Genomic DNA, 25,172 nt, shown 5'->3' on the forward strand with positions numbered 1-25,172 from the left:
GCCGCCTTCTAAGCGCCGGTTTCGCGGTTGACGAGAGGCGGGGCTTCGCGTGTTGACGGACTTATGAGCACAGGGATTCAGATCGGCGACGTCGCCATACCCGGCCGGGTTCTGATGGCGCCCATGACGGGCATCACGGACCTGCCATTCCGGCTGCTCGCCAGTCGCCTGGGCGCCGCCTATGTCGCCACCGAGATGGTGGCCGCCGTCGAACTGGCCCGCGCCCGTCCCGACGTCGTCCGTCGTGCTGCCGTCGGCGATGGCCTGCCCCTGACGGTGATCCAGCTGGTCGGCCGCGACCCGGAGGCGATGGCCAAGGGCGCCGGCATGGCCGAGGCCGCCGGCGCCGACATCATCGACCTGAACTTCGGCTGCCCCGCCAAGGAGGTCACCGGCTCCGCCTCCGGCTCGGCCCTGATGCGCACCCCCGACCTCGCCGGCCGCATCATGGCCGCCACCGTCGCCGCCACCTCGCGCCCCGTCACGGTCAAGATGCGCCTCGGCTGGGACGACGACACCAAGAATGCGCCCGAGCTGGCCAAGCGAGCCGAAGACCTCGGCGTCAAGGCCGTCACCGTCCACGGCCGGACGCGGAAACAGTTCTACACCGGCATCGCCGATTGGGACGCCGTCGGGGCCGTGAAGGCCTCCGTTTCCATCCCCGTCATCGTCAACGGGGACATCATCAGCGCCGAACAGGCGAGGGCGGCCCTGGACCAGTCCGGCGCCGACGCCCTGATGCTGGGCCGCGGCGTCTATGGCCGCCCCTGGCTGGCCGCCCACCTGGACCGGGCGCTCCGCGACGGCACGGTTCTGGTCGAACCCGACCGCCAGGAGCGGTTCGACATCGTGGTCGAGCACATGCGGGCCTCGTGCGACTTCTACGGCGCCCCGCTGGGCCTGCGCATGTTCCGCAAACATCTCGGCTGGTACGTCGAACAGGCGCCCTGGCCCGCAGATCCCGACGCCCGCCGCGCGGCCAAGAGCCGGCTCTGTCGCCTCGAAGATCCCGCGCATGTGGCAGACGCCCTCTCCGAACTCTGGGAATTGCCGCCGGTCGCGCTGTATTTCAGCAACTCCGCTGTTGAAGTTTCGCCACAGGTGGTCGAAGCTTCCGGGATATGACGGACACGCCCGCCACGCTCCCGGACACGGAAGGCGTCTCCTCCTTCTGGGGACGTCTTGCGGCCGGTCGGGCGCGGGCCGCTTTCGGCGCCGCCTATGCCATCGCCTTCCTGATCACCGGCGCCGCCATCTGGCTCGTGGCCGTGGCGCCCGGCGCCAGCGCGGGCGACGATGCCCGATCGGCCGCCAGTCGCGCGGTCTTGTTCATACTGCTCGCCAATCTGATCCTGATCGGGGGCCTTGCGACCATCATCGGCTCGCGGGTGATGCGTCTGTCCCAGCGGAGGCGAGAGGATCCGGGCGCACGGCTGCACCTGCGGTTCGTCGCCCTGTTCTCGCTGGTCGCCGTGGTCCCGGCCGTTCTGATCGCCCTTGTGTTCGGGCTCCTGGTCAACCGGGGCGTCGATCAATGGTTCAGTCAGAACGTCCGTTCGGCGGTCAATAACGGGGCGTCGATCGGCCGGGCCTATGTCGCCGACGTCGGCGGCGGGCTTGAACGGGACCTCGGCACCATGACGACCGAGCTGGGCGGGGTACGCGACCTCTTCGACGATCGCATCCAGTTCTCGACGGCTCTGACCCAGATCGCAGACTTCTTCGGCTATCCGGCGGTCTATATCCTGAACGGGGACGGCGAGGTCCTGGCCCAGAGCGACCTGCCGAACGCTCCGGCCTATGTCGCCCCGCCGCGCGAAGAGTTCGAGAGGGCGGCCGAGGGACAGGACGTCCCCGTGACCGTGACCGAACATCCCGACACGGTGCGCGCCCTTTACCCCCTGGCGGACTATGGCGACGCCTACCTCTACGTCGTGCGGCCGCTGGCGCCGGGGCTCGTGGCCCAGATGAGGAACGGCGAGGAATCGATCCAGGGCTATCGCGTCGCCGAGGAAAGCCGCGCCCGCATTCAGGCCGCCTTCGCCCTCAGCTATCTGGAGACGGCGCTGCTGGTTCTGGTGGGCGCGGTCTGGCTCGCCATGTCGGCGGCCAGCGCCATCTCGGCCCCCATCGGTCGTCTCGTCCAGGCGGCGGATCAGGTTTCGGCCGGCGACCTTTCGGCCCGCGTCGACGGCACGGGCGCGCCCGGCGAGATCGCCACCCTCTCGGAGGCCTTCAACCGCATGACCGGCGACCTTCAGGCCCAGCAGGCGGCCCTGACGACCGCCAGCGAGGAGGCTCAGGACCGCAGCCGCTTCATCGAGACCGTCCTGTCGGGCGTCTCGGCCGGTGTCATCGGCCTGGACAGGCGCGGCCGGATTTCCGCCATCAATGACAGTGCCTTGCAGCTGCTTTCGATCTCCGAGGTCGAGGTCCGCGGCAAGGCCCTGGCCGATATCGCCCCCGAACTCGGCGACCTCGTCCGCCGCGTGGAGGCCCATATCGAGGAAGACATCGACGTCGCCCGCGAAGGCGAGACCCGGCGTCTGCGTGTCCGGATCGAGGGCGGGGTCGGCGGCGAGATGGTGCTGACCTTCGACGACATCACCCGCCTGGTCACCGCCCAGCGCAACGCCGCCTGGCGCGACGTCGCCCGCCGCATCGCCCACGAGATCAAGAACCCCCTGACCCCGATCCAGCTCTCGGCCGAACGTCTGAAGCGCAAGTTCCGCCCGGCCATCACCGAAGACCTCGAGATCTTCGACCGCTGCACCGACACCATCATCCGCCAGGTCGGCGACATCGGCCGCATGGTCGACGAGTTCTCGTCCTTCGCCCGCATGCCCGCGCCGCGCTTCACCAACGAGAACCCGGCCGAGCTGCTGCGTGAAGCCGTCTTCGCCCAGCGCGTCGCCGCTCCCGACCTGCTCGTCGAACTTGTCGAACCCCTGCCCAAGGCCAGGATGAAGGCCGACCGCCAGATGGTCGGTCAGGCCCTGATCAACATCCTCAAGAACGCCGGCGAAGCCGTGGCCGCTCGCCGCGCCGACACCAAGAGCGACGCCACCGCCATCATCGCCCGCCTTCAGATCGAGAACGACATTGCGACCTTCATCATCGAGGACGACGGCAAGGGTCTGCCCGTCCGCGACCGCGATCGCCTGACCGAGCCCTATGTCACCACGCGCGAGAAGGGCACGGGCCTCGGCCTCGCCATCGTTAAGCGCATCTGCGAAGACCACGGCGGCGAGCTGAAACTGTCGGATTCCGACAGCCTGCACGGCGCCAGGATTTGCCTGATCTTCCCCCTCAACCCCACCGGCAAGGCCGGGCGTGAAACGGAGCCTCGCGGCGCCGACGCCCCGGTCGCCGAATAGTAGCGAGGCGTCATGCGTTCTACCGGAGCCGATATCCTGGTCGTCGACGACGAGGCCGACATCCGCGACCTGGTCTCGGGCCTGCTCGAGGACGAGGGCCACGCCGTCCGCGTCGCCTCTAGCTCCGAAGAGGCCCTGGCCGGCATCCGCGCCAGAAAGCCCAGCCTGATCGTCCTCGACATCTGGATGCAGGGCGGGGGCATGGACGGGCTGGAGCTGCTCGACATCATCAAGACCCTCGACGCCGACCTGCCCGTCGTCATGATCTCGGGCCACGGCAATATCGAGACGGCCGTCAGCGCCCTGAAGCGCGGCGCCTACGACTTCATCGAAAAGCCGTTCAAGTCCGACCGCCTCGTCGTCGTCATCGAACGCGCCCTCGAGTCCGCCCAGCTCAAGCGCGAGAACCGTCGCCTGCGCGCCGTGGCCATGACGCCGACCGGCCTGATCGGCCGCTCGGCCGCCGCCCAGGTCCTGCGCACCACCATCGTCAAAGTCGCCCCGGCCAACAGCCGCGTCCTGATCTCGGGTCCTCCGGGCTCCGGCAAGGAGCTGGTCGCGCGCCAGATCCACGACGCCAGCCCGCGCGCCAAGTCCGAGTTCGTCGCCATCTCGGCCGCCGGCATGACCCCCGAACGTCTCGACCTCGAACTGTTCGGCGAAGAGGGCCACGACGGCCGTCCCCGCAAGATCGGCGTCTTCGAGCGCGCCCACAACGGCACCCTCTATCTGGACGACGTCGGCGACATGCCGCGCGAGAGCCAGAGCCGCATCCTGCGTGTCCTGGTCGAACAGCGCTTCCGTCGCGTCGGCGGCGAACAGGACGTCCAGGTCGACGTCCGCGTCGTCACCTCGACCTCGCGCGACCTGAAGATCGAGATCACGGAAGGGCGCTTCCGCGAGGATCTGTTCCACCGCCTGAACGTCGTGCCGATCCGCGTCCCGCCGCTGTCGGAGCGCCGCGAGGACATCGGCGAACTGGTCGAATATTTCATCGAGACCCTCAGCGTGTCGCAAGGGTTGCCGCGTCGCAAACTCGGTGACGACGCCATCGCCGTGCTCCAGGTCCACCCCTGGCCCGGCAACGTCCGCCAGCTCAGGAACAACGTAGAACGCCTGCTGATCCTCGCGACCGGCGACCTCAACGACCCGATCTCCGCCGACATGCTGCCTCAGGAGGTCGCCTCGACCGGCGGCGGAGGAATGGGCGCCGAACGCACCATCGCCCTGCCTCTGCGCGAGGCGCGCGAGGTGTTCGAGCGCGAATACCTGGCGGCCCAGATCATGCGGTTCGGCGGAAACATCTCGCGCACCGCCGCCTTCATCGGCATGGAAAGATCGGCCCTTCACCGCAAACTCAAGTCGCTAGGCGTGTCGCCTTCGCGCGGCGGTGAAGAGGACGAAGGGAGCATCGACTGATGTCGCGCGTCGCCTATGTGAACGGGGTCTATCAACGCCACTCGGAGGCGACGATCCATGTCGAGGATCGCGGCTTCCAGTTCGCCGACGGCGTCTACGAGGTCTGGTCGGTCTTCGACGGTCGGATGGCCGATTTCGAAGGCCACATGACCCGCCTTCACCGCAGCCTGAACGAGCTGCGCATCGACATCCCCATGTCGGTCGAATCCCTGACCCGCGTCCTCAAGGAGACGATCCGCAGGAACCGCGTCCGCGACGGCATCGTCTATCTGCAGGTCACGCGCGGCACCGCCCGCCGCGACCACCCGTTCCCCGCGCCCGGCACCCCGCCCAGCGTCATCGTCACATCGAAGTCGCTGAGCTCGAAGAAGTCCGACGCCCAGGCCGCCAAGGGCGTCGCAGTCGTCACCCATCCCGACATCCGCTGGGGCCGTTGCGACATCAAGACCGTGGGCCTCTTGCCCAACGTCCTCGCCAAACAGGCGGCCCGCGACAAGGGCGCCTACGAGGCCTGGATGGTCGATGAGATGGGTCTGGTCACCGAGGGCTCCTCGACCAACGCCTGGATCATCGACAAGTCCGGCAAGCTCCGCACCCGCGACACCCAGGCCAATATCCTGAAAGGGATCACCCGCACCGCCATCATGGCGATGATCGAGGAGGAGGGGATCGAACTCGACGAACGCCCCTTCAGCGTCGACGAGGCGAAGGAAGCGAAGGAAGCCTTCTTCACCGCCGCCGGCGCCTTCGTCATGCCCGCTGTCTCCATCGACGGTGTGAAGATCGGCGACGGCAAGCCCGGCCCTATCGCCACCCGCCTGCGCGCCCGCTATCTCGAAGAGGCCAAGCGCGACTCGGTCTGACCTTTCTCCGTGCACCCCGGCGAAGGCCGGGGTCCAGATCACAGATCTAAGCGGCTCGAATTGCTCGCTGTCTCGTTTGCTCAGATCATTGATTTCGCCATCTGGACCCCGGCCTTCGCCGGGGTGCACGGATAAAAGGGGCCAAGTCTCGCGCTCTCTGGTTGCGCGACCGCGAAATCCATAACCCGATGAAATCGGTTACCGCGCCTGTTGCGACGCGCTTGCACAGGGCGCTAAGGTGGTCAGGCCGGGCGTTCGATCCGGAGCCGCGATCTCCCCGACGCGGTGAAAACCAAGAAAGAACAGGACCAACCTGCCATGTCGCAAGACAAGCGTCAGAACCTTCAGGACACCTTCCTCAACTCCGTCCGCAAGACCAAGACCCCGCTGACCATCTTCCTCGTCAACGGCGTCAAGCTGCAGGGCATCGTGACCTGGTTCGACAACTTCTGTGTGCTGCTCCGTCGCGACGGCCAGTCCCAGCTCGTCTACAAACACGCCATCTCGACGATCATGCCGTCGGCGCCCGTGCAACTGTACGAACCCGAGGCCGACGAGGACTGAGGCTTCCCTCGCTCCCCCATCTCCGTGCACCCCGGCGAAGGCCGGGGTCCAGATGGCGAACGCGGACCGGGGCTGCGCCACTCGGTCTTGAATCCCTGACGCCCGGAACTCTGATCTGGACCCCGGCCTTCGCCGGGGTGCACGGTGAGGGGTGGGACCCTATATTGGCGATGAACCCACCCCGAACGACAGAGACCCTTTGAACACAAAGCTCATCGACCATTCCGTGCCGCTCATCCGCGCGGTCGTCATCCATCCCGACCTGGGCGAGCGCACCTCCCGACCCGCCGAGGAGCGGCTGGAGGAGGCCGCCGGCCTCGCCCGCGCGCTGGACCTCGACGTCCGCGCAGAGGAGATCGTGCGTCTGCGCAAGACCACGCCCGCGACCCTGTTCGGGGCCGGCAAGGTCGAGGAACTGGCCGCCCTGATCCGCGCCGCCGAGGCCGAGGCCGCCGTCATCGACTTCGACCTGACGCCGGTCCAGCAGCGCAATCTGGAAAAGGAATGGGACTGCAAGGTCATCGACCGCACCGGCCTGATCCTCGAGATCTTCGGCCGTCGCGCCCGCACCAAGGAAGGCCGTCTCCAGGTCGAACTGGCCCGGCTCGACTATGAGCGCTCGCGCCTCGTCCGCACCTGGACCCACCTGGAACGCCAGCGCGGCGGCACCGGCTCGACCGGCGGCCCCGGCGAGACCCAGATCGAGCTCGACCGCCGCCTGATCGCCGACCGCATCGTCAAGCTGAAGGGCGAGTTGGAGGAGGTGCGTCGCACGCGCGGCCTGCACCGCAAACAGCGCAAGAAGGCCCCGTTCCCGGCCGTCGCCCTGGTGGGCTACACCAACGCCGGCAAGTCGACGATCTTCAACCGGCTGACGGGTTCGGAGGTCCTGGCCAAGGACCTGCTGTTCGCCACCCTGGACACCACCCAGCGCACCATCCGCCTGCCTCAGGGCCGCCCCGCCATCATCGCCGACACCGTGGGCTTCATCTCCGACCTGCCGCACGAACTGGTCGAGAGCTTCCGTGCGACCCTGGAAGAGGTGGGCGAGGCAGACCTGATCCTGCACGTCCGCGACATCGCCTCGGCCGATAGCGCGGCTCAGGCCGGTGACGTCGAGGCGGTCCTGAAACAGATCGAACAACCCGCCAATCCTGACGGCACGATCCGGCCGCGCCGCATCCTCGAGGTCTGGAACAAGACCGACCTCCTCGACCCCGAGGTCCGCGAAGAGGTCGAGGGCCAGGCCGCCCGCTCCGGCAACGCCTCGGTCGCCGTCTCCGCCTGGACCGGGGAGGGGATCGAGACCCTGCGTCAGGCCATCACCGACCTGATCGACGACGACCCGGAAACGGACGTGGTGCTGCAACCGTCACAGGGCGACGCCCTGGCCTGGCTCTACGAGCACGGCCGCGTTACCGCCCGCGACACCGACGAGCAGGGCCGCACCCACCTGACCGTCCGCCTCGACGCCCAGGCCATGGGCCGTTTCGAACGACAGTTCGGCGGCGTCTGAATGGAGCTGATCGAGACCACCCTGCTGCTGCTTCTGGCCGTGGTGGTCTCGGGCTCCGTCGCGCGGATAACGCGCATCGCCCTGCCTCTGGTCCAGATCGGGCTGGGGGCCGCCATCGTCCTGGTCACCGGCCACACGGTGGATCTCGAACCGGACATCTTCTTCCTGCTCTTCCTGCCGCCGCTGCTGTTCCTCGACGGCTGGCGCATCCCCAAGGAGGACCTGTTCCGCGACCGGGCCGTGATCCTGGAACTGGCCCTGGGCCTCGTCGTCTTCACCATCCTGGGCCTCGGTTTCCTCATCTACTGGATGATCCCCGAGATGCCCCTGGCCGTGGCCTTCGCCCTGGCCGCCATCCTGTCGCCGACCGACCCGATCGCGGTCCAGGCCATCGCCGCCCGCGCGCCCATCCCCAAGCGACTGATGCACATCCTCGAGGGCGAAAGCCTGCTGAACGACGCCACCGGCCTGACCGGAATGCGCCTCGCCATCGCCGCCGCCTCGACTGGCGTCTTCGTCCTGTCGGAGGCCATCACCACCTTCGCCTGGCTCGCCCTCGCAGGCATCGCCACCGGGGTCGCCGTCACCTGGACCATCTCCAAGGCCAAATCCTGGGTCAGCCGCCGCTTCGGCGAGGACGTCGGCGCCCAGATCCTGGTCAGCCTCCTGATCCCCTTCGCCGCCTATCTGGCCGCCGAGGAGTTGCACGCCTCCGGCATCCTCGCCGCCGTCGCCGCCGGCGTGACCATGAGCTTCACCGAGCGCGACGGCTCCAAGGGCCAGTCCCTGGCCATGACCCGCGTCCGTCGCGCCGCCGTGTGGGACGCGGTCCAGTTCGCCGCCAACGGCCTGATCTTCGTCATCCTGGGCGAGCAGATGCCCTCCATCCTGGCCCGTGCGGCCGAGGTCGTCGCCGGCACCTCGCGGCCCGAGGTCTGGTGGCTGGCCGTCTATGTCTTCGCCATCGTCGCCGCCCTGGCCGTCCTGCGCTTCGCCTGGGTCTGGGCCTCGCTCAAACTGACCCTGTTCCGCAATCGCGACAGGGAGCCGCCGCGCCGGGTGGGCCTGCGCCTGATCGGCGTCATGTCCCTGGCCGGGGTGCGCGGCGCCATCACCCTGGCCGGCATCCTGACGGTTCCGTTCGTGCTGGCCGACGGCTCGCCCATGCCGGCGCGCAGCCTCGCCATCTTCCTCGCCGCCGGGGTCATCATCGTCTCCCTGGTCCTGGCCACCGTCGCCCTGCCGCGCCTGCTCAAGGGGATCGAGCTCCCACCCGAACCCTCGCATGAGCGTGAGGAGGATCACGGCCGCGTCGCCGCCGCCTCGGCCGCGCTCCGCGCCGTCGAGGACGCCGCCCACGCCATGGGGGAGGGCAAGCCCAACCCAGACCTCTACGCCGACGTCTCCAGCCGCCTGATGGTTCTCTATCGGCACCGTATCGAGACCCGCACCCGCACCGAGAACGACGACGTCGACGCCGCCCGCCTGGCCGATGATGTCGAACGACAGCTCCGCATGGCCGGCCTCAACGCCGAGCGCGAGGAACTGCGTCGGCTGGCCAGGGCCCGCGAGATCGACGAGGAAACCGCTCGCAAGCTGATCCGCGAAATCGACCTGCAGGAGTTGCGGTACGTCTGAGCGCCGTGGCCGCCTCGGCGGCGCCGCCTCCTGAAACGACGGAATCCCGGTCGCCTCGCGTGGAAGGTCTGAAACGCCGAAAGAGGACGGACCATGCCCCCTCCCGCCGCCGACCCGCGAATGACCGCCGCCATCGCCCTGACCCGGTTCGGCCTGGGCGCGCGGCCTGGCGAGATCGACACCGTCGCCGCCGACCCCACAGGCTGGCTCGCCGCACAGGTCCGTTCCGTGGGCGCTCCCAACCCGCCCGGTCCGTCCGCGACGACGACGGAACGGGTTCAGGCCTTCCTGGACTACCAGGGGGCGGCTCAGACCTCACGGCAGGCCGGGCAGACGCCCGCCATGGCCGATCCGGCGATGGCCTCGCAGACGCCGGACCAGCCTCGAGCCGACGTCGCCTTCGAGGCCCGCCGTCAGAGCCGCCGCGCCCTGGCGCAGGATACCAACCAGGCCTTTCTCGCCCGGACACAGCTGGGGGCGACGACCGACGCCGGCTTCGCCGAACGCTGGGCCCTGTTCTGGGCCAACGCCTTCACGGTTTCGGCGACCAAGTTCCAGTCCGCCGTCTTCATGGAAGAGTACGAGCGCGAGGCGATCCGCCCGAACGTCTTCGGCCGCTTCGAGGATCTCGCCGTGGCCGCCGAAACCCATCCGGCCATGCTGCTCTATCTCGATCAGGTCCAGTCGATCGGGCCGAACAGCCCGGCGGCCGAGCGCCGTCAGGCCGGGCTGAACGAGAACCTGGCCCGCGAAATCCTCGAACTGCACACCCTCGGCGCCGACGGCGGCTACACCCAGGCCGATGTGACCGAGTTCGCCCGCGCCCTGACCGGCTGGTCCATCCCCACACGTCGCGACGGCGCGGCGGCGGCGGGGAGGGCGGGCGCTCGCGGCGGGCGACGCGGGGCGGCCCGGACGGTCGCCGCCGAGCCGGGCGAGAACGGCTTCGTCTTCCGAGCCAATGTGCACGAGCCCGGCTCCCGCACGGTTCTGGGCCGCACCTATGCCGAGGCCGGCGCGGGCCAGGGCGAGGCCATCCTGCGCGATCTGGCCAACCGGCCGGAGACGGGACGGCGTCTGGCCCGCAACCTCGCGCGTCACTTCGTGTCCGACGATCCCCCGCCCGCCCTCGTCGATCGACTGGAGGCGGCCTGGACCCGGTCGCGCGGCGACCTGGCGGTCGTGGCCCGCGCCCTCATCACTGCGCCCGAGGCCTGGGACCCGCGACCGGCCAAGATCAAGACCCCCTACGAGTTCGTCGTCTCGTCCCACCGCGCCCTGGGAACCCAGCCTCAGCGACCCCAGCCCCTGCAGCAGGCGCTCATCCAGATGGGCCAGCCGGCCTTCAGCGCCCCGTCTCCCGAGGGTTGGCCCGACACGGCCGCCGACTGGGCCGGACCCGACGCCCTGGTGAAGCGCCTCAACTGGGCCAAGACCGTCGCCGACGCGGCCCAGGCGCGCGACCCCGACGCCGTCGCCGCCTCGGCCCTCGGCCCCCGACTGTCCGAGCGAAGCCAGACCGCCATCGCCCGCGCCGAAAGTCGCCCCGAGGCCCTGACCCTGTTCCTCATGTCGCCGGAGTTCCAGCGCCGATGACCCCCTCCATCCAGATCAGTCGCCGCCTCCTCATGGGCGGCCTCACCGCCGGCATCGGCCTCGCCTTCGCGGGGCGGGTCGCGGCCCAGGCAGCCGCAGGACGCCCCAAGCTGGTGATGATCGTCGCCCGCGGTGCCATGGACGGCCTGTCGGTCACCGTGCCCCATGGAGACGCCAACTACCGGGGCCTGCGCGGATCGCTGGCCATTCCCGCACCGGGCCAGGCCGATGGCGCGCTCGATCTCGGCGAGGGTTTCGGCCTCCATCCGGCCCTCACGACCCTCCACGCCCTGCACGGCGCCGGACAGATGCGGTTCGCGCCCGCCGTGGCCATTCCCGTGCGCGTGCGCTCGCATTTCGACGCCCAGGACGTGCTCGAAAACGGCGGCGAGGGCCTGAGGGCCCAGTCCGACGGCTGGCTCAACCGCGCGCTCGCGGCCGCCGGCGGCGAGAGCGGCCTGAAGGGTCTGTCGATCGGCGCCCAGACCCCGCTCATCCTGCGCGGCTCGGCCGAGACCTCCAGCTGGGCGCCGGGCGGACAGGTTCGGGGCGAGGACCGGATCGCCTCCCTGCTTCAGGACCTCTATGTCGACGACCCCATGCTGGGCCAGAGCCTGGCGAGGGGGCTGGAGACCGAGGCCCTGGCCGCCGCCATGACGGACGGAACCGGGCCGGTGCGCCGCAATGACGTGGCTGGTCTGGGCCAGGCCGTCGCCCGTCTGATGACCGGCGAACAGGGGGCGGACATCGTCGCCCTGTCCGTCGATGGCTGGGACACCCACGCGCGCCAGCTGGGTCAGATGCAGACGCGCCTGGACGGCCTGGACGCCCTGATCGGCGGCATCCAGACCGGCCTGGGCGCCGAGTGGGGCCGGACCATCCTGGTCGTCGCGACCGAGTTCGGCCGCACCGCCCGCGCCAACGGCACCCAGGGCACGGACCACGGCACGGCCTCGTCCCTGCTGCTGGCGGGCGGGGCGATGAAGCCGGGCGGACCGATCGGCGACTGGCCCACCCTGGCGGACAATCGCCTGTTCGAGGATCGCGACCTCGCGCCGACCCTGGATGTGCGCTCGGTGTTCAAGGGCGTCCTGCGCGACCACCTCGGCGTGGACCGCGCGGCCCTGGACACCCGCGTCTTCCCCGGCAGCGGCCAGGAGGCGCCGACCCTGACCGGGCTGGTCTAGCCCCGCCAGAAGCGCCCGCCAGAGTCGCCCTTCCGACGTTCAGGCCTCGAAACCCACTGACATCGCTGCAAAATCACCGGCCGGCGGCGCCTTTGTCCGCGCCATGCATTGTGGGGCCATGACACCGTCAATCGCTTTCGTCGGAGCTGGGCCGACAACCCTCTACGCCCTTCACGCCCTCCTGTCCGCAGGCCCCGTTCCGGCGCGGATCACCGTGTTCGAGGCGCGCGCCTCCGCGGGCTCCGGCAGCCCCTACAGCCCCGACTGGAACGACCGGGCCATGCTGTCGAACATCGCCAGCATCGAGATCCCGCCCCTGACCCAGACCCTGGCCGGCTGGCTGGACGAACGCTCGGACGCCGAGCTCGAGGCCCTGGACATCGACCGCGCCGCCCTCGATGAGCGCGCCTTCGTCCCCCGCATCGCTCTGGGCCGGTATTTCGAGAGCCAGTTCGCGACCATGGTCGACCAGGCCCGCGCCGCCGGCGTCGTTATCGAGATCAAGACCGGCTGTCGCGTCGTCGACGCCTCGAACCGCCCCGACGGCGTCGAGCTGACCTGGTCCTTCCCGCCCTCGCGTCGCACCACCACGGCGGTGTTCGACCATGTGGTCCTGGCCACGGGTCACCAGTGGCCATCGCGACAGGAGGTCCGCCCCGGCTATTTCCTCAGCCCCTGGCCCGCCTCCGCCCTCGCGGCCCTGCCGGCGACCGAGGTCGGCATCCGCGGCTCCTCGCTCACGGCCATCGACACCGCCGTCGCCCTGGCGGGATCGCACGGCGAGTTCGTCCGCCAGGACGGCCGGCTGGTCTATCAGGCCGCACCGTCTGCCGACGCCTTCCGCATCACCATGATGTCGCGCAAGGGCCTACTGCCCGAGGCCGATTTCTACTTCCCCCTGCCGCACGCCCCGCTTCAGATCTGCACGCCCGAGGCCGTCGCGGCCCTGGTTGACCAGAACCCCGCCGACCTTCTCGACGCCGTCTTCGATCTGTTCCGCCGGGAACTGACCACCCTCGACCCCGACTACGCGGCCGAGACCGGCCTGGCCGACGCGACGATCGAGGCGTTCGGCGAGGCCTATTTCGCCGAACGCGCCGCCGCCGACCCCTTCGTCTGGGCCGCCGCCAATCTGGAGGAGGCGAGGGCGAACCACGCCGCCCAGATCACCGTGGCCTGGCGCGACGCCATCCTGCGCATGCACGAGGTCGTCGCCGTCATCGTCCCCCATCTCGACGCCCAGCAGTTCGACCGCTTCAGCCGCGCCTTCAAGCCGGTCTTCGTCGATGTCTATGCCGGGGTGCCGCATGAATCGATCGAGCGCATGCTGGCCCTCCACGCCGCCGGCCGGCTGGAGGTCGTCGCGCTCGGCGACGACCATGCGGTCGACACCCACCGGCCAGAGGGCGGCGCCCTGGTCATGATCGGCCAGACCACCCGCCGCTTCCCCGTCTTCATCGAGGCGACCGGCCAGCGCGCCCTCAGCGCCCTGCAGTTCCCCTTCCTGTCCCTGCTGCAACAGGGCATCGTCCGGGACCAGGTCGCCAACGACGCGCCCGACGTCGTGCGCGGCATCGCCGTCGACGACCTGTTCCGCCCGGTCGACGCGCCCCTGCCCATGGACCGGCTCTTCTGTCTCAGCCTGCCCTTCCTCATGGGCCGCCATCCCTTCGCCCAGGGCATCACCAGTTCGCATGAGATGGGTGGGATCGTCGGGCGCCGACTGGCGTTTGTTCTCGATACCGCAAAGCCTGTATCCGATCGGGGCACGGCCGCGGCCTGACGCGAGGACGAATGAGACTGTTTGCGATCTACATCGGCGGCGAGCATCCGGGCGCCAATATCGAGGTGCACGACATGCGCTTCGTCGTCGCCCCCACGGTCGAGGCGACCTATCCCACCCTGCTTTCACAGTGGTGGGGCCGCGAGGGCAGCCTGCATGTCGATTGCTGGTCCGAGATCGCCCACGCCGACGGCTACGAGATCAGCCTCCGCCCCGAGCCGTTCGAAGGTGCGGAGCGGCTCTACTACGTCAACCTCGGCGGCTATGACGGCGTCAACTTCGCCGAACAGCACCGCAACGTCTTCGTCGTCGCCGACAGCCTCAAGGCCGCCAAGGCCCGCGCCATCCAGCGCGCCTCCGACTGGACCGACGCCCACCGCGACGAGATGTACGAGGCCGAACAGGCATTCGCCCTGGACGCCGCCGCCCAGGCCCAGCGCCTGCACATCCACCTGACGCCTAGCCTGATGACGGGCGACCCGGCGTTTACCTGTCACTATACGTCGATACAGTGAGGACGGCAGCTCGAGAGGGTCTGCTTTCCCCCTAAGGCAGGCCTGCGGCTGTCCGCTTCGGGTCGCGGATCCGAACGCCTGCTATCGGTTTCGGCGGCTATGTCCGTTACCGACCCTTAGGCGACGTCGGCGACGTCTGTTGTTTGGCATCGGCGGACGCTACCGGCGACTCCGGCGCCCACCACCAGACGCGCAAGAGCCGCGCTAGGTGGGCTCAAGCCCGCCGCGCCAGATAGGCGCGCACGGCGGGGTCGTCCGAGAGGCCGATCGCCAGCTCTAGCGCTGTGGCTGCGGCCTCCGTCTGCCCGACACGCTTCAAGAGATGCGACTTCACAGCCCAGTAGGGCTGATAGGTCTCCACACGGCCGGCCTCCAGGTCGAGCAGCTTCTCAAGACCAGCCTGCGGTCCGAAAGCCTCGCCATGGACCGCCGCCCGTGCGACCAGCACGCCGAGCGAAGGCTCCCGGCTAGCGAGCAGGTCGTAGAGCGCCACCAAGGCCTCAAGGTTGGTGCTCCCGGTGAAAGCGCGCTGCGCATGCACCGACTGGATCGCCGCCTCCGTCTGGAAGCGCCCATAGATCCTCACCTGAGCGGCGGTCGCCAGTTGCTCCTCGGCCTCCACGATCATTTCCCGCGACCAAAGGCTGACATCCTGTTCGGCCAGCGGCACGAAATCCCCGGTGGGCGACCGACGCGCCGACGAGCGCGCCTCGCAGTAGAGCATGAGCGCCAGCAAACCACGGGCCTCCGGAGCGTCGGGGGCCAGAGTGACGAGCAGTCGGCCAAGAAAGATCGCCTCCTCGGTCAGCCCTGTCCCGAGCCCCTCGTCCCACCCTGTCCCATAGGCGGCGTAGACCGCGGCCAACACGGCCTCCAGCCGTTCGGGCAAATCCTCCGGCTCCGGGGTTTCGAACCTCAGGCGCGCTTCTCTGATCTTGGTCTTGGCGCGCACCAGCCTCTGGGCCATCGCGGTCGGCGAGGTCACGAAGGCGGCGGCGATGCGCACGCTATCCAGGCCGAGCACGGTCTGCAGCATCAAGGGCGTGCGCGACGCCTCATCGATCGCAGGGTGAGCGCAGACGAAGAGCAGCTTCAGGCGCTCGTCAGGAAAGGCGCTCTCTGTCGGACTCATAGCCTCGTCCCGAATCAGCTGCAGGGTGGCGCTGGCGGCGTCGCGCACCCCGGCGTGACGGGCGACGCGCCCGGCCGAACGCCGCGCTACGGTGAGCAGCCACGCCTCGGGGCGCGCCGGCGGCCCCTGCCGTGGCCAGACCTCCATCGCCTGGCGAAAGGCCTCCGACAGGGCGTCCTCAGCGGCGGTGATGTCGCGCGTGCGCACGGCGACCAGGGCCAGCAGGCACCCGTAGGAGGCGCGCGCCGCTGCCTCCGCGGCATGGCGCGCGTCCTCCATCAGTCGGCCGGATTTCCGGGCGGCGGCATGACCGGGCGCACCTCGACGCTGGCGTAGCCTGCGGAGGGCGCACGCGCGCCCCATTCAAGAGCGGCGTCGAGATCGGCCGCCTCGATGATGAAATACCCGGCCAGCTGTTCCTTGGCGTCGGCGAAGGGGCCGTCCTGGACATGCCTGCGACCGTCGCGGACGCGCACGGTGGTCGCCGTCTGCGGCGGCTGCAGGCCATTGCCGCTGACGATGACCCCAGCCTGACCCATGGCGCCGATATAGGCGTTCCAGGCGCCCCAATAGGCGTCGGCCTTCTGCGGATCGGTTCGCTCGGCGAACTTGTCCTCGGTCTCGGTGAAGATGAGCATGTAGTGCATTGGGAAGAACCTTGAGTGTGAGGATAGGGAAAAAGGCGTCAGCGAGCCATGTTCGAAGCTACGAAAGACGCGCGCGCCTCCGCTGCGCCGCCGCGCCGTACAGATGGCGCCTGGGACGCCAGGGCGTCCGCCGCCTGCTGATCAGGCGCATCGATGATGAAATAGCCGCTCAGCTGGGGTTCGCTCGATCCTTGCGCCTTCGGTTGCAGCGGCGCGCCGCCACGGAGCGAGGCCTTAAGCACGTCGCTATACGCGGTCCAGGCCGCCCAATAGTCGCGACCGGCCGTATTGGTAGCCGTCCGCAGCGCCAGATCGGCGGGGGTCTCATAGACGAGTATCGTAAACGGCTCGGCCTTGGCGCCGCCGGACAGAGCGGCGACGGCGACGACGGCGAGAAGCATTCTCTTCATGGCTTTCTCCATTGCGGTGGGAAGATCCGCACCTGTCAGGATGAGCCGCGAGCGGGCCGCCGATAGACATTGCCCACGATTATTTTTCGCCAGGCACCGGTCGGCTGTACCGATCCCACAGTTCAACCTCGCGCATCCTGGCGCCAACGCTGAAGGTCTGCTTGTTGGCGAAACCGTAACGTCGCCTTCCCACCCTAACCGGACATGAAATTCAGCTAGGCGCTTGAACGTCCGCTTTTGACGCACCCGCATGCCAGCCTCCCGCCATGACCTCTTCCACGCAACTCGACCCCGCCAGCCTCGACGGTCTCGGCGGCGACTATTGGGATCATGCCCGGCGGGAGTATCTCGCGGGCGTGAAGGCGACGACCGTGTGCCAGCGGTACGGCATCTCGCTCAGTTCCTTCCGGGCGCACGCGCGGGCCGGGGGCTGGCGGCGCATGGACCAGGCCGGATGCGAGGCGCCGCCCGAGTTCGGCGAATACCATCCCGACGACAATGTCAGCTTCGCCGACCTGGCCGACGAGGCCTTTCTCAACATCCGCCGGGCCCTGGGCATGGGGCGGGCGTCCGAGGCCTCGACCTGGATGCGCGTCTACGACAGCCTCGCCGACCGCGCCCGCGCCGAGGTCATGGCCGAGCTGCCCGACATCACGCCGCCCCTGCTGGAGTCCAGACGCGAGCCGCTGAGACTGGTCGCGGCCGAAGATGCGAACATCAACGATTTAAATGCCATGCTGCAAAATTCCGACATCGTGTCTCAGGAATTGGACTCTCTGGACTCGGTGTCCCCGGAGTCCAATCCCGCCCCCTGAAAGCTAGGGTTCGTACCGCACCAGCGGCGTATCCCCGCGCAGATAAAGCGGGTGTTTCGGGCTCCCGTCGCCATTGGTCCCGAAGCACCACAGAGCCACCCCGTCCGCCCGCATCGCCTCGATCAGGGCCGCCCCCGCCGTCGCCAAGGCCCGGTTGAGCTTGCCGTGGCACAGCACCACCAGGTCCGCCCCCGCCGCCGCCCTGCGGATCGCCGGCAGGTTCTCGGGCGAAGACGCCTCCACCCCCGGCGCCAGCAGCATCTTCGGGTCCGTGGCCCGGTAGTCGCCGACGTTGGCCTTGACCATGGCCTCGAACCCCTCGCGCCGGGCGAAGGTCCATTCCCGCGCGCAGGTCGGGTCGTTGACGCTGGCGTCCGCCGTCGACGGGTTCATGCCCACGAACAGGATGTAGCGCTCGGGGAACTCCGGCCCCAGCCAGCGCCGCATCAGCCGCCGATATCGCCCGTCCTCGCTGAAGGTCGCGTCCCCGTTGACCCCCGGCATAAGCGACAGCCGGACCTTGCCGCCGGGGTCGTGCAGCCCCGCCGTCACTTGCGCTCCGCCACCTTGGCCGCGTCCCACAGGCCGTCCATCTCGGCCAGGTCCGACTGCTCCGGCGTCCGCCCGTCCTTGGCCAGTTCCGCCTCGATGAAGCCGAACCGCCGCACGAACTTGGCGTTGGCCCCGCGCAGCGCGTCCTCGGGCTCGACCCCCAGTTTCCGGGCCAGATTGGCCACCACGAACAGCAGGTCGCCCACCTCCTCGCGGGCCTTGTCCAGGTCCCCGGCGGCGATCTCGACCCGCAGCTCGGCGACCTCCTCATCCAGCTTGTCGAACACCTCGTCGGTCGAGGGCCAGTCGAACCCGACCCTCGCCGCCCGCTTCGTCAGCTTCGCCGCCCGGTGCAGGGCCGGCAGGCCCACAGGCACGTCGTCCAGCACCCCGTGCTGGGCTTTCGACGCCCGCTCCGCCGCCTTGATGTCCTCCCACCGCAGCTTCTGGGCCGGGCCGTCGGGCTGCGCCTGTTCCTCGCCGAAGACGTGGGGATGGCGTCGGATCAGCTTGTCCGACATGGCGTCGGCCACGTCGTCGAAGGCGAACAGCCCCTGTTCCTCGGCCATCCGGGCGTGGAAGACCACCTGGAACAGCAGGTCGCCAAGCTCGCCCTTCAGCTCGCCCATATCGCCCCGCTCGATGGCGTCGGCGACCTCATAGGCCTCCTCGATCGTATAGGGGGCGATGGTGGCGAAGGTCTGCTCCACGTCCCACGGACAGCCGCCGTTCGGGTCCCGCAGCCGGACCATGATCTCCTTCAGCCGGTCGACAGGGCTCATGCGTCCCGGGCCTCCAGCTGACGCCGGATCTCGTCGTGCCGCGCCGGGGTCAGGGGATAGTTCCTGAGGCATAGGGCCGCGCTGGCCAGCAAGAGGCCGGGCAGGGCGATGAACAGGATCTGGAGCATCAGCAGCGCGCTCTCGCTATTGCCTCCCACCGGCGGCACGGCCTGGAACCCGACCCACTGAAGGATCAGATAGGGGATCAGGGCCACGACGTGCCCGACCTTGGTCGTCGCCGACAGGATGGAGAACATCAGCCCCGTCCGGTCCACGCCGGTCTCCAGCCGCACCTCGTCTCCCACGTCCGCCATCATGGCCCTGAGCAGGAACAGACCCGCCGCATAGGGCAGCCCGGCGATGAACATGACGGCGGCCGTCAGGGCGAAACTGCCCCCCGGAACCAGGGTCGCCCCGATATAGAAGACCGCGAACACCAGACTGGCCACGGCCAGCGCCTTGTCCTTGCCGATCCGCGTCGCCAGCCAGGCCCAGAAGGGCGCGCCGACCAGTCCGGCCACGAAGTAGAGCAGCATGAACAGGCTGGCCTGGGTGTGGTCGTAGCCCTTGATCTGGCCGAAGAAGAAGAACAGCAGCGACCCAGTAATCCCCGGAGCCACGCCCAGAACCACGTCAACCAGCAGGAGCTTGCGCACCGCCGGACGCTTGAACAGTTCCAGATAGGCGCCCAGGCCTCCATGCGGCGCCGCGCCCGCGTTCACCGGCTCCGGCACGGCGACGAAGGCCAGGCCCATGGTCAGGGGCAGGGCGATCAGGATGGCCCACCCCATGATCCGCACGCCGTCGGCATAGTCGCCGATGCCCGTCTGGATCACAACCGTCGGCAGGATCAGGATCAGGATCACCCCGATGATGTTGAACACCTGCCACCAGCCGTAGACCCGGCTGCGCTGGTCGTATTCGGGGGCGAGCACGGCCGCCCAGCCCAACTGCCCCAAGGTCCCGATCGAAAAGCCGAGGTAGAGCACCAGCAGCCACGCGAACAGATAGATCGGCCCCGCGCCGGGCTGGACCACCACGAACATCATAAAGGCCGACAGCATCAGGATCGGCGTCGACAGGGCCATCCAGGGCCGATAGCGGCCGAACTTCGTCTTCGTCCGATCCATGGCCCAGCCGATGAAGGGATCGAAGGCGATGTCGATCAGACGCACCGCCATGAAGACGGTCGCCACCACGCCCAGCTCCAGCCCGACATGGGTGGCGTAGAACTCCGGCAGGGTGACCGGCAGGGCCACGCCGAACGCCGCCAGCGGCAGGCAGACCGCCGAGAAGGCGGCCAGGACGGCGTTGCTGCGCCGGGGCGACTTGGGGGCGTCGGACATACTGTGATCCAGCGGCGTCGCCTCGAGTCGGCGGACGGCGCACCATGCCCGTTTTTGTCGCGCCGGAAGAGGGGCCTTGCTTGCGCCGCAACGCTGAGGCTTCCTCTCCGGATGCGCATGGGGATGGCAGCAGGACTGATCGTGGCGGCGGCCCTCGCGTGGGGTGTGCCGAACATCGCCTCGGCGCAAGGGCGATGCGAGACCCAGCGCCAAGTGTGGGCCGATCAGGGCGTCGCCAACGCGATCACGCTCTACTCGCTCGAATGGACACCGTTCGGAGCGACCGAGATCGGCTGGGGCATCTATCTGCCGCTGCTGCAGAAGGAGCTCGGCACCGAGTGCGAGCCTGGGACGTCCGATTTTGCCGCGGCCCTTGCGGCGTTCCAGGTCCGTTATGCGCTGCCTGCCACCGGAGCCTTCGACCACGCGACCTTCGATGTTCTGAAGGGCGTCCTGCAGGAGCGGCGCCCTTTCGTCATGGCCAGGGTGCGTGACGAATGCCCTGAGCCGCCGCCCATCCGCGAACTCGGCTATCTCGAGGCGCCGGAGGAACATGCGGACCGCCTGACCCGGTTGCTGCGCCGAGATGTCCTGGACGCCTATCGCCGGATGGTCGCCGCAGCCCGGGCCGAGGTGCCCGAGGTTCGCAACGACCCGGAGCTACTGCAGATATTCTCGGGCTTCCGGGATCCGGAGGCGGATGCGGCCCGGTGCGCGGCGGAGAGGAACTGCGACGGCCTCCGGCGAGCCGTCTGTTCGCCGCACAGGACCGGGACTGCGGTGGACCTGTATGTCGGGCAGTTGCTGGGGATGGGGGTCGACTCGACCCATCCGGCGAGCCGCCAGCACATGACCCAGGGAGCGACCTATCGCTGGCTGGTGCGGAACGCCGGACGGTTCGGCTTCGTGCCCTATATCTACGAGCCGTGGCATTGGGAGTGGATCGGGGCGTCCGCTGGATACGGTACGCCGTGAGGGGGCTGACCGAAGGCGAGAAGCGGCTGGCCCGGGGCGAGTTCGGGCAGGCGCTGGACTTGGAGACCATCCGGTTGGCGCCGACGCCTTGGCCTTTCAATCGGGCCTTCGTGCCGGGGCGCTGGTTCGGATGGGATTGGGTGCTGTGGCCGGGCCGGAGCCTGCCGAAGGACTTCACCGTCGCGCCGGTCGGGCTTCAGGCCGTGCTGATCCATGAGCTGGTCCATGTCTGGCAAGCCCAGCAAGGCGTGAACCTGCTGGCAGGGAAGATCAGGGCAGGGGACGGGCCCTCGGCCTATGGATATCCCAAGGCGCCTTGCGGTTGGGATGAGCTGAACATCGAGCAGCAAGCCATGGCGGTGGAGCATCGGTTCAAGGCCGGGCGAGGGCTGCGGGTCCCGGAGACCGCCGCTCTGTATGGCGGCATCTGTCCCATTGGATCGAAATCCGTCCAGGGGGCTTGAACCCTCGGGGCCAATCGCTAAATCTGTCACTGCATTAGTTGCAAAACGAAGACAGGAGCGATCCATGACCAAGGTGCTGGTTCTCTATCACTCGACCTACGGCCACATCGAGCAGATGGCCGAGGCCGTCGCTGAAGGCGCAGCCTCCGTCGAAGGCGTGAGGGTCGACATCAGGCGGGTCGAGGAGACTGTGCCGGAGGAGCTGGCCATCCAGTCCCACTACAAGCTCGACCAGAAGGCTCCGCTCGCCCAGGTCAACGAGTTGGAGACCTACGACGCCATCATCGTGGGGGCCGGGACCCGGTTCGGCACGGCGGCGGCCCAGATGCGCAATTTCTGGGATCAGACCGGCGGCGTGTGGTTCCAGGGCAAGTTGGTCGGAAAGGTCGGCGGCGCATTTACCTCGTCAGCCAGCCAGCATGGCGGCAACGAAACGACGCTGATCGGCCTAATCCAGACCCTGATGCACCACGGCATGGTGGTTGCGGGCCTCCCCTATGCCTTCCAGGGACAGCTGACGCTTGAGGAAATCTCCGGCGGCTCGCCCTATGGCGCGACGACCATCACCGGCGGCGACGGGTCGCGTCAGCCCAGCGCCAACGAACTGGCCGGCGCGCGTCACCAGGGCGAATACATCGCCGGCCTGGCGAAGAAACTGAAGGCCTGAAGTCGATGCGCCAGCCCGCCGTCTTCTTCGGGCACGGCTCGCCGATGAACGCCCTGGGCGGTCGCTATGCGGACGCCTGGCGCGCGCTCGGCGAGGCCATCGGCAAGCCCGAGGGCGTCGTCATGGTCTCGGCCCACTGGGAGACGCGCGGTCTGGGCGTGACAGCACAGGCTCGGCCTGAAACCATCCATGATTTCGGTGACTTCGGCGCGGAACTGTACGCGATGCAGTATCCGGCGCCGGGGTCGCCCGAGCTGGCGCAGCGGGTGGCCGGTCTGGTCGGAGCGCAGCCCGTCGAGGCGTGGGGTCTGGATCACGGGACCTGGTCGGTGCTGGTTCACGTCTGGCCCGACGCGGATGTGCCGGTCGTGCAGCTGTCGCTGAACCGCGACCTGACGGCGCGTCAGCACTATGAGCTGGCCAGACGGCTGAAGCCCCTGCGCGAGGAGGGTTATGTCATCGCCGGCAGCGGGGACTTCGTCCACAATCTGCGGACCTGGAAACGCGACGGCGGCGACGCCTATCCGTGGGCGACCAGCTTCAACGAGGCAGTCAAGTCGGCGTTCGAACGCGGTGATCACGACGCCCTGATCGACTGGGTCGACCTGGCCGAGGACGCGCAGATGAGCGTGCCGACCGACGAACACTATCTGCCGCTGCTCTATGTCGCGGCCCAGGCCGAACCGGGGGAGCCGGTCGCCTTCTTCAACGACGTGATCGAAGGCGGGTCGATCTCGATGACGGGCGTGAGGATCGGGTAGTTATCTCCTCTACGTGTACCCCGGCGAAGGCCGGGGTACAGATGTCAAAGACAACCTTCCAACCGAAGGTCTTGGCGCCAAATCCCAGCCGACTGAGTTCGTGATCTGGACCCCGGCCTTCGCCGGGGGGCACGGTGAGAGGAGGGCTTTGTCCGGTCCGTCCGGACGAAAAACAGCGGACGAAACGGACGAAACGGACGAATCGTTTGCGTTGTGGCGGTTGTCAAAGACCCGATTAGGCAGATGATCACGGCCTCCCGCATCCGCAAGGGCGGTTGGAGAAAATATTCTTACATCGTCGGCTCGTTGCTCAGGCCGCCTCGGCCAGATCCACCAGCGCCTGGATTGCGACATAGTCCGTCTTGCCCGTGCCCAGCACCGGCAGTTCACGAACCCTGACGATCTTCTTCGGCACGGCCAACTCGGGCGCACCATGCTCGCGAGCCCATTCGGCGATCTTGCCGACGTCGGCGTCACTGCGTTCCGTCACCAGCACCAGTTTCTCGCCCTTCCGGCTGTCGGCGATGGAGATGACTGCGTGGCGTTGGTCGGGCCAGACAGCCTGAACCAGACCCTCGACGGCGCTTAGTGAGACCATCTCGCCGCCGATCTTGGCGAACCGCTTCACCCGGCCGAGGATGGCGATGTAGCCGTCTTCGTCCAGATCGACGATGTCGCCGGTGTCGTGCCACCCGCCTTCCAGAGGATCGATCTTCGTCGGGTCCTCGGGCGACATGTATCCGGCCATGACGTTGGGGCCGCGCAGGAACAGACGCTTGCCCTCGGTGATGCCCTCGACCGCCTCAAGCCGCGCCTCCATACCGGGCAACAGCTGGCCGACGGTGCCGGGACGGTTCCGGTCGGGGTGGTTGACGGCGACCACGGGGGCGGCCTCGGTCGCGCCATAGCCCTCCAGCAGCTTCACGCCGCCAAACTTGGTGTTGAACAGGTGATGGGTCTCGTCTCGGACCCGTTCGGCGCCGGCGACCACGAACTTGAGCGTGCGGAAGTCGTCGGGCGACGCCACACGCGCCCACTGATTGAGGAAGGTGTCGGTGGCGAACAGGATCGAGGTGTTCACCTCGGCCAGGAGCGCCACGATCTGTTTGCCGTGCAGGGGGGAGGGGTACTGGAAGGTCTTCAGCCCCTGCAACAGCGGCAGGATGACGCCGCCGGTCAGGCCGAAGCAGTGGAAGGTCGGCAGGGGGTTGAACATCACCCAGTCCGGGTCCAGCGGGATATGGGCGTTCACCTGACGCGCGTTGGCGACGAGGTTCTTCTGGCTCAGCAGCACGCCTTTTGGCGCGCCGAAACTGCCGGAGGTGAACAGGACGACTCCGGGGGAATCGGGCGTCGTCTTCGCGCGGAATCGCTTGGGCATCAGGCCGGCCGTCAGACCGAAAAGCTTGTCCTGAAGTCCGATGGTCTTTCGGACGTCGTCGAGCCAGACGATCTCGGCGACCGTCTCGAGCTGGGCGATCAATTCCTCAAGCTTGGCCTGTTCGACGAAGCGGCGGGCGCACAGTATCTTCTTCACGCCAGCGGCCTGGATCGCCGCCTTAAGATTCCGTTCGCCCGAGGTGAAGTTCAGCATCACCGGCACTCGGCCGAAAGCGTGCAGGCCGAAGAAGGTGACGACCACACCCATCGAAGACGGCAGCAGGATGCCGACGCGTTCGGCCGGCTGGGTCATCGCCGCGATCTTGCGCCCCAGAACGAAGGCGGCGCGGATCAGGCCGGTGTAGGTGAGGGGCTTGCGATCCTGGTCCTCCAGGATCTCCTTGTCGCCATATCTGGCGCGCGCCGCGATCAGGGCGTCGAACAGGGATTCTTCACCTGCCGATGGGTCGAGGCCGGGCCTAAGCAATACGCGTCTCCTCCGGGGGGCCTTATCGTCGCCCCCTCGCTGTCAGGCGCGCAAACTAGTTAAGCCCCGCCGCGATGAAAAGATGCGTTACGCTGCGTGAGGCTTGTCATGGCGGTCAAGGCGTCAGGCCTCGGCCTCGCGGGGTGTCGAGTCCGACGGCGTGGGCGGCTTCTGATTAGGAAATCTGCACTCAGAGGTGATGGTTTCTGACTGTCGTCGTGTGACGCATTGACGTCTGCCCGGCATTGCAAGCATGTCGCCTGAGGCTCGGCGATACCCGCTCGGCCGGGGGAGTA

23 protein-coding genes are annotated in these 25,172 nt (G+C 68.4%); 16 read left to right on the forward strand and 7 right to left on the reverse strand.

All coding sequences use genetic code 11. From position 1 onward, the window contains the following. Positions 1 to 63: 63 nt before the first annotated feature. The 11 genes from dusB (at position 64) to ACW171_RS03880 (ending at position 14,458) form a co-directional block, all read left to right on the forward strand. Positions 64 to 1,125 carry a tRNA dihydrouridine synthase DusB gene (dusB, locus tag ACW171_RS03830; protein ID WP_492095773.1) on the forward strand — a complete coding sequence of 354 codons (1,062 nt, stop codon included), beginning with the start codon at positions 64 to 66 and terminating at the stop codon, positions 1,123 to 1,125. Continuing rightward, positions 1,122 to 3,377, forward strand: coding sequence for a sensor histidine kinase NtrY-like (locus ACW171_RS03835; RefSeq protein WP_492095774.1), 2,256 nt, complete (start codon positions 1,122 to 1,124; stop codon positions 3,375 to 3,377). Before dusB ends, ACW171_RS03835 begins: the two co-directional genes overlap by 4 nt. A 12-nt stretch (positions 3,378 to 3,389) precedes the next feature. Continuing rightward, positions 3,390 to 4,796: a nitrogen assimilation response regulator NtrX gene (gene ntrX, locus ACW171_RS03840; RefSeq protein ID WP_492095775.1), complete on the forward strand. Its 1,407-nt coding sequence runs from the start codon at positions 3,390 to 3,392 to the stop codon at positions 4,794 to 4,796. After that, positions 4,796 to 5,659 (forward strand): D-amino-acid transaminase, encoded by an 864-nt coding sequence (locus ACW171_RS03845; protein ID WP_492095777.1) that lies wholly within the window; start codon positions 4,796 to 4,798, stop codon positions 5,657 to 5,659. The genes ntrX and ACW171_RS03845 overlap by 1 nt, the downstream gene beginning before the upstream one ends. 318 nt (positions 5,660 to 5,977) lie before the next feature. Further along, the gene (hfq, locus tag ACW171_RS03850; RefSeq protein WP_013269198.1) at positions 5,978 to 6,223 is read left to right on the forward strand and encodes an RNA chaperone Hfq; all 246 of its coding nucleotides are present in this window, start codon (positions 5,978 to 5,980) and stop codon (positions 6,221 to 6,223) included. 199 nt (positions 6,224 to 6,422) lie between these two features. Continuing rightward, complete coding sequence (hflX, locus tag ACW171_RS03855) at positions 6,423 to 7,739, forward strand: GTPase HflX (protein ID WP_492095778.1); 1,317 nt, start codon at positions 6,423 to 6,425, stop codon at positions 7,737 to 7,739. Continuing rightward, entirely contained in the window at positions 7,740 to 9,377 is a 1,638-nt protein-coding gene (locus tag ACW171_RS03860) for a Na+/H+ antiporter (RefSeq protein ID WP_492095779.1), read from the forward strand. 93 nt (positions 9,378 to 9,470) lie between these two features. Then, entirely contained in the window at positions 9,471 to 10,973 is a 1,503-nt protein-coding gene (locus tag ACW171_RS03865; protein WP_492095780.1) for a DUF1800 domain-containing protein, read from the forward strand. Continuing rightward, complete coding sequence (locus tag ACW171_RS03870; RefSeq protein ID WP_492095781.1) at positions 10,970 to 12,160, forward strand: DUF1501 domain-containing protein; 1,191 nt, start codon at positions 10,970 to 10,972, stop codon at positions 12,158 to 12,160. The genes ACW171_RS03865 and ACW171_RS03870 overlap by 4 nt, the downstream gene beginning before the upstream one ends. Before the next feature lie 118 nt (positions 12,161 to 12,278). Next, positions 12,279 to 13,943, forward strand: a complete 1,665-nt coding sequence (locus ACW171_RS03875) for an FAD/NAD(P)-binding protein (RefSeq protein ID WP_492095782.1) — start codon at positions 12,279 to 12,281, stop codon at positions 13,941 to 13,943. A gap of 11 nt (positions 13,944 to 13,954) precedes the next feature. Beyond that, positions 13,955 to 14,458 (forward strand): DUF1543 domain-containing protein, encoded by a 504-nt coding sequence (locus tag ACW171_RS03880; RefSeq protein ID WP_492095783.1) that lies wholly within the window; start codon positions 13,955 to 13,957, stop codon positions 14,456 to 14,458. A gap of 214 nt (positions 14,459 to 14,672) precedes the next feature. Here ACW171_RS03880 and ACW171_RS03885 read toward each other — a convergent pair whose 3' ends face one another. From ACW171_RS03885 to ACW171_RS03895, 3 genes are read right to left on the reverse strand one after another with little or no spacing between them, the layout of a single operon-like run. Continuing rightward, positions 14,673 to 15,869, reverse strand: a complete 1,197-nt coding sequence (locus tag ACW171_RS03885) for an RNA polymerase sigma factor (RefSeq protein ID WP_492095784.1) — start codon at positions 15,867 to 15,869, stop codon at positions 14,673 to 14,675. Continuing rightward, positions 15,869 to 16,237, reverse strand: a complete 369-nt coding sequence (locus ACW171_RS03890; RefSeq protein ID WP_492095785.1) for a YciI family protein — start codon at positions 16,235 to 16,237, stop codon at positions 15,869 to 15,871. Before ACW171_RS03890 ends, ACW171_RS03885 begins: the two co-directional genes overlap by 1 nt. Positions 16,238 to 16,275: 38 nt before the next feature. Beyond that, positions 16,276 to 16,647: a YciI family protein gene (locus ACW171_RS03895; RefSeq protein WP_492095786.1), complete on the reverse strand. Its 372-nt coding sequence runs from the start codon at positions 16,645 to 16,647 to the stop codon at positions 16,276 to 16,278. Positions 16,648 to 16,913: 266 nt separating this feature from the next. Here ACW171_RS03895 and ACW171_RS03900 point away from each other — a divergent pair, with 266 nt between their 5' ends. Next, positions 16,914 to 17,462 (forward strand): hypothetical protein, encoded by a 549-nt coding sequence (locus ACW171_RS03900; protein WP_492095787.1) that lies wholly within the window; start codon positions 16,914 to 16,916, stop codon positions 17,460 to 17,462. A gap of 3 nt (positions 17,463 to 17,465) precedes the next feature. On the opposite strand, the gene ACW171_RS03905 is transcribed toward ACW171_RS03900, so the two are convergent. The 3 genes from ACW171_RS03905 to ACW171_RS03915 are packed head-to-tail and all read right to left on the reverse strand — an operon-like array spanning position 17,466 to position 20,142. After that, the gene (locus ACW171_RS03905) at positions 17,466 to 18,014 is read right to left on the reverse strand and encodes a DUF1643 domain-containing protein (RefSeq protein WP_492095788.1); all 549 of its coding nucleotides are present in this window, start codon (positions 18,012 to 18,014) and stop codon (positions 17,466 to 17,468) included. Next, entirely contained in the window at positions 18,011 to 18,796 is a 786-nt protein-coding gene (mazG, locus tag ACW171_RS03910) for a nucleoside triphosphate pyrophosphohydrolase (RefSeq protein ID WP_492095789.1), read from the reverse strand. The genes ACW171_RS03905 and mazG overlap by 4 nt, the downstream gene beginning before the upstream one ends. Then, positions 18,793 to 20,142: an MFS transporter gene (locus ACW171_RS03915; protein WP_492095790.1), complete on the reverse strand. Its 1,350-nt coding sequence runs from the start codon at positions 20,140 to 20,142 to the stop codon at positions 18,793 to 18,795. The genes mazG and ACW171_RS03915 overlap by 4 nt, the downstream gene beginning before the upstream one ends. Before the next feature lie 123 nt (positions 20,143 to 20,265). On the opposite strand from ACW171_RS03915, the gene ACW171_RS03920 reads away from it, so the two are divergent. The 4 genes from ACW171_RS03920 to ygiD all read left to right on the forward strand — a co-directional run bounded on the left by ACW171_RS03920 (position 20,266) and on the right by ygiD (position 23,009). Then, positions 20,266 to 21,117 (forward strand): D-alanyl-D-alanine carboxypeptidase family protein, encoded by an 852-nt coding sequence (locus ACW171_RS03920; protein WP_492095791.1) that lies wholly within the window; start codon positions 20,266 to 20,268, stop codon positions 21,115 to 21,117. After that, positions 21,114 to 21,581, forward strand: a complete 468-nt coding sequence (locus tag ACW171_RS03925; protein WP_492095792.1) for a hypothetical protein — start codon at positions 21,114 to 21,116, stop codon at positions 21,579 to 21,581. The genes ACW171_RS03920 and ACW171_RS03925 overlap by 4 nt, the downstream gene beginning before the upstream one ends. Before the next feature lie 64 nt (positions 21,582 to 21,645). Next, positions 21,646 to 22,248 (forward strand): NAD(P)H:quinone oxidoreductase, encoded by a 603-nt coding sequence (gene wrbA / locus ACW171_RS03930; RefSeq protein WP_492095793.1) that lies wholly within the window; start codon positions 21,646 to 21,648, stop codon positions 22,246 to 22,248. Positions 22,249 to 22,253: 5 nt separating this feature from the next. Continuing rightward, positions 22,254 to 23,009 carry a 4,5-DOPA-extradiol-dioxygenase gene (ygiD, locus tag ACW171_RS03935; RefSeq protein WP_492095795.1) on the forward strand — a complete coding sequence of 252 codons (756 nt, stop codon included), beginning with the start codon at positions 22,254 to 22,256 and terminating at the stop codon, positions 23,007 to 23,009. A gap of 310 nt (positions 23,010 to 23,319) precedes the next feature. Here the strand turns inward: ygiD and ACW171_RS03940 are convergent, their stop codons facing one another. Further along, positions 23,320 to 24,876 (reverse strand): AMP-binding protein, encoded by a 1,557-nt coding sequence (locus ACW171_RS03940; protein ID WP_492095796.1) that lies wholly within the window; start codon positions 24,874 to 24,876, stop codon positions 23,320 to 23,322. Positions 24,877 to 25,172: the final 296 nt, after the last annotated feature.

Source organism: Brevundimonas sp. FV1ye28 (assembly GCF_058681135.1).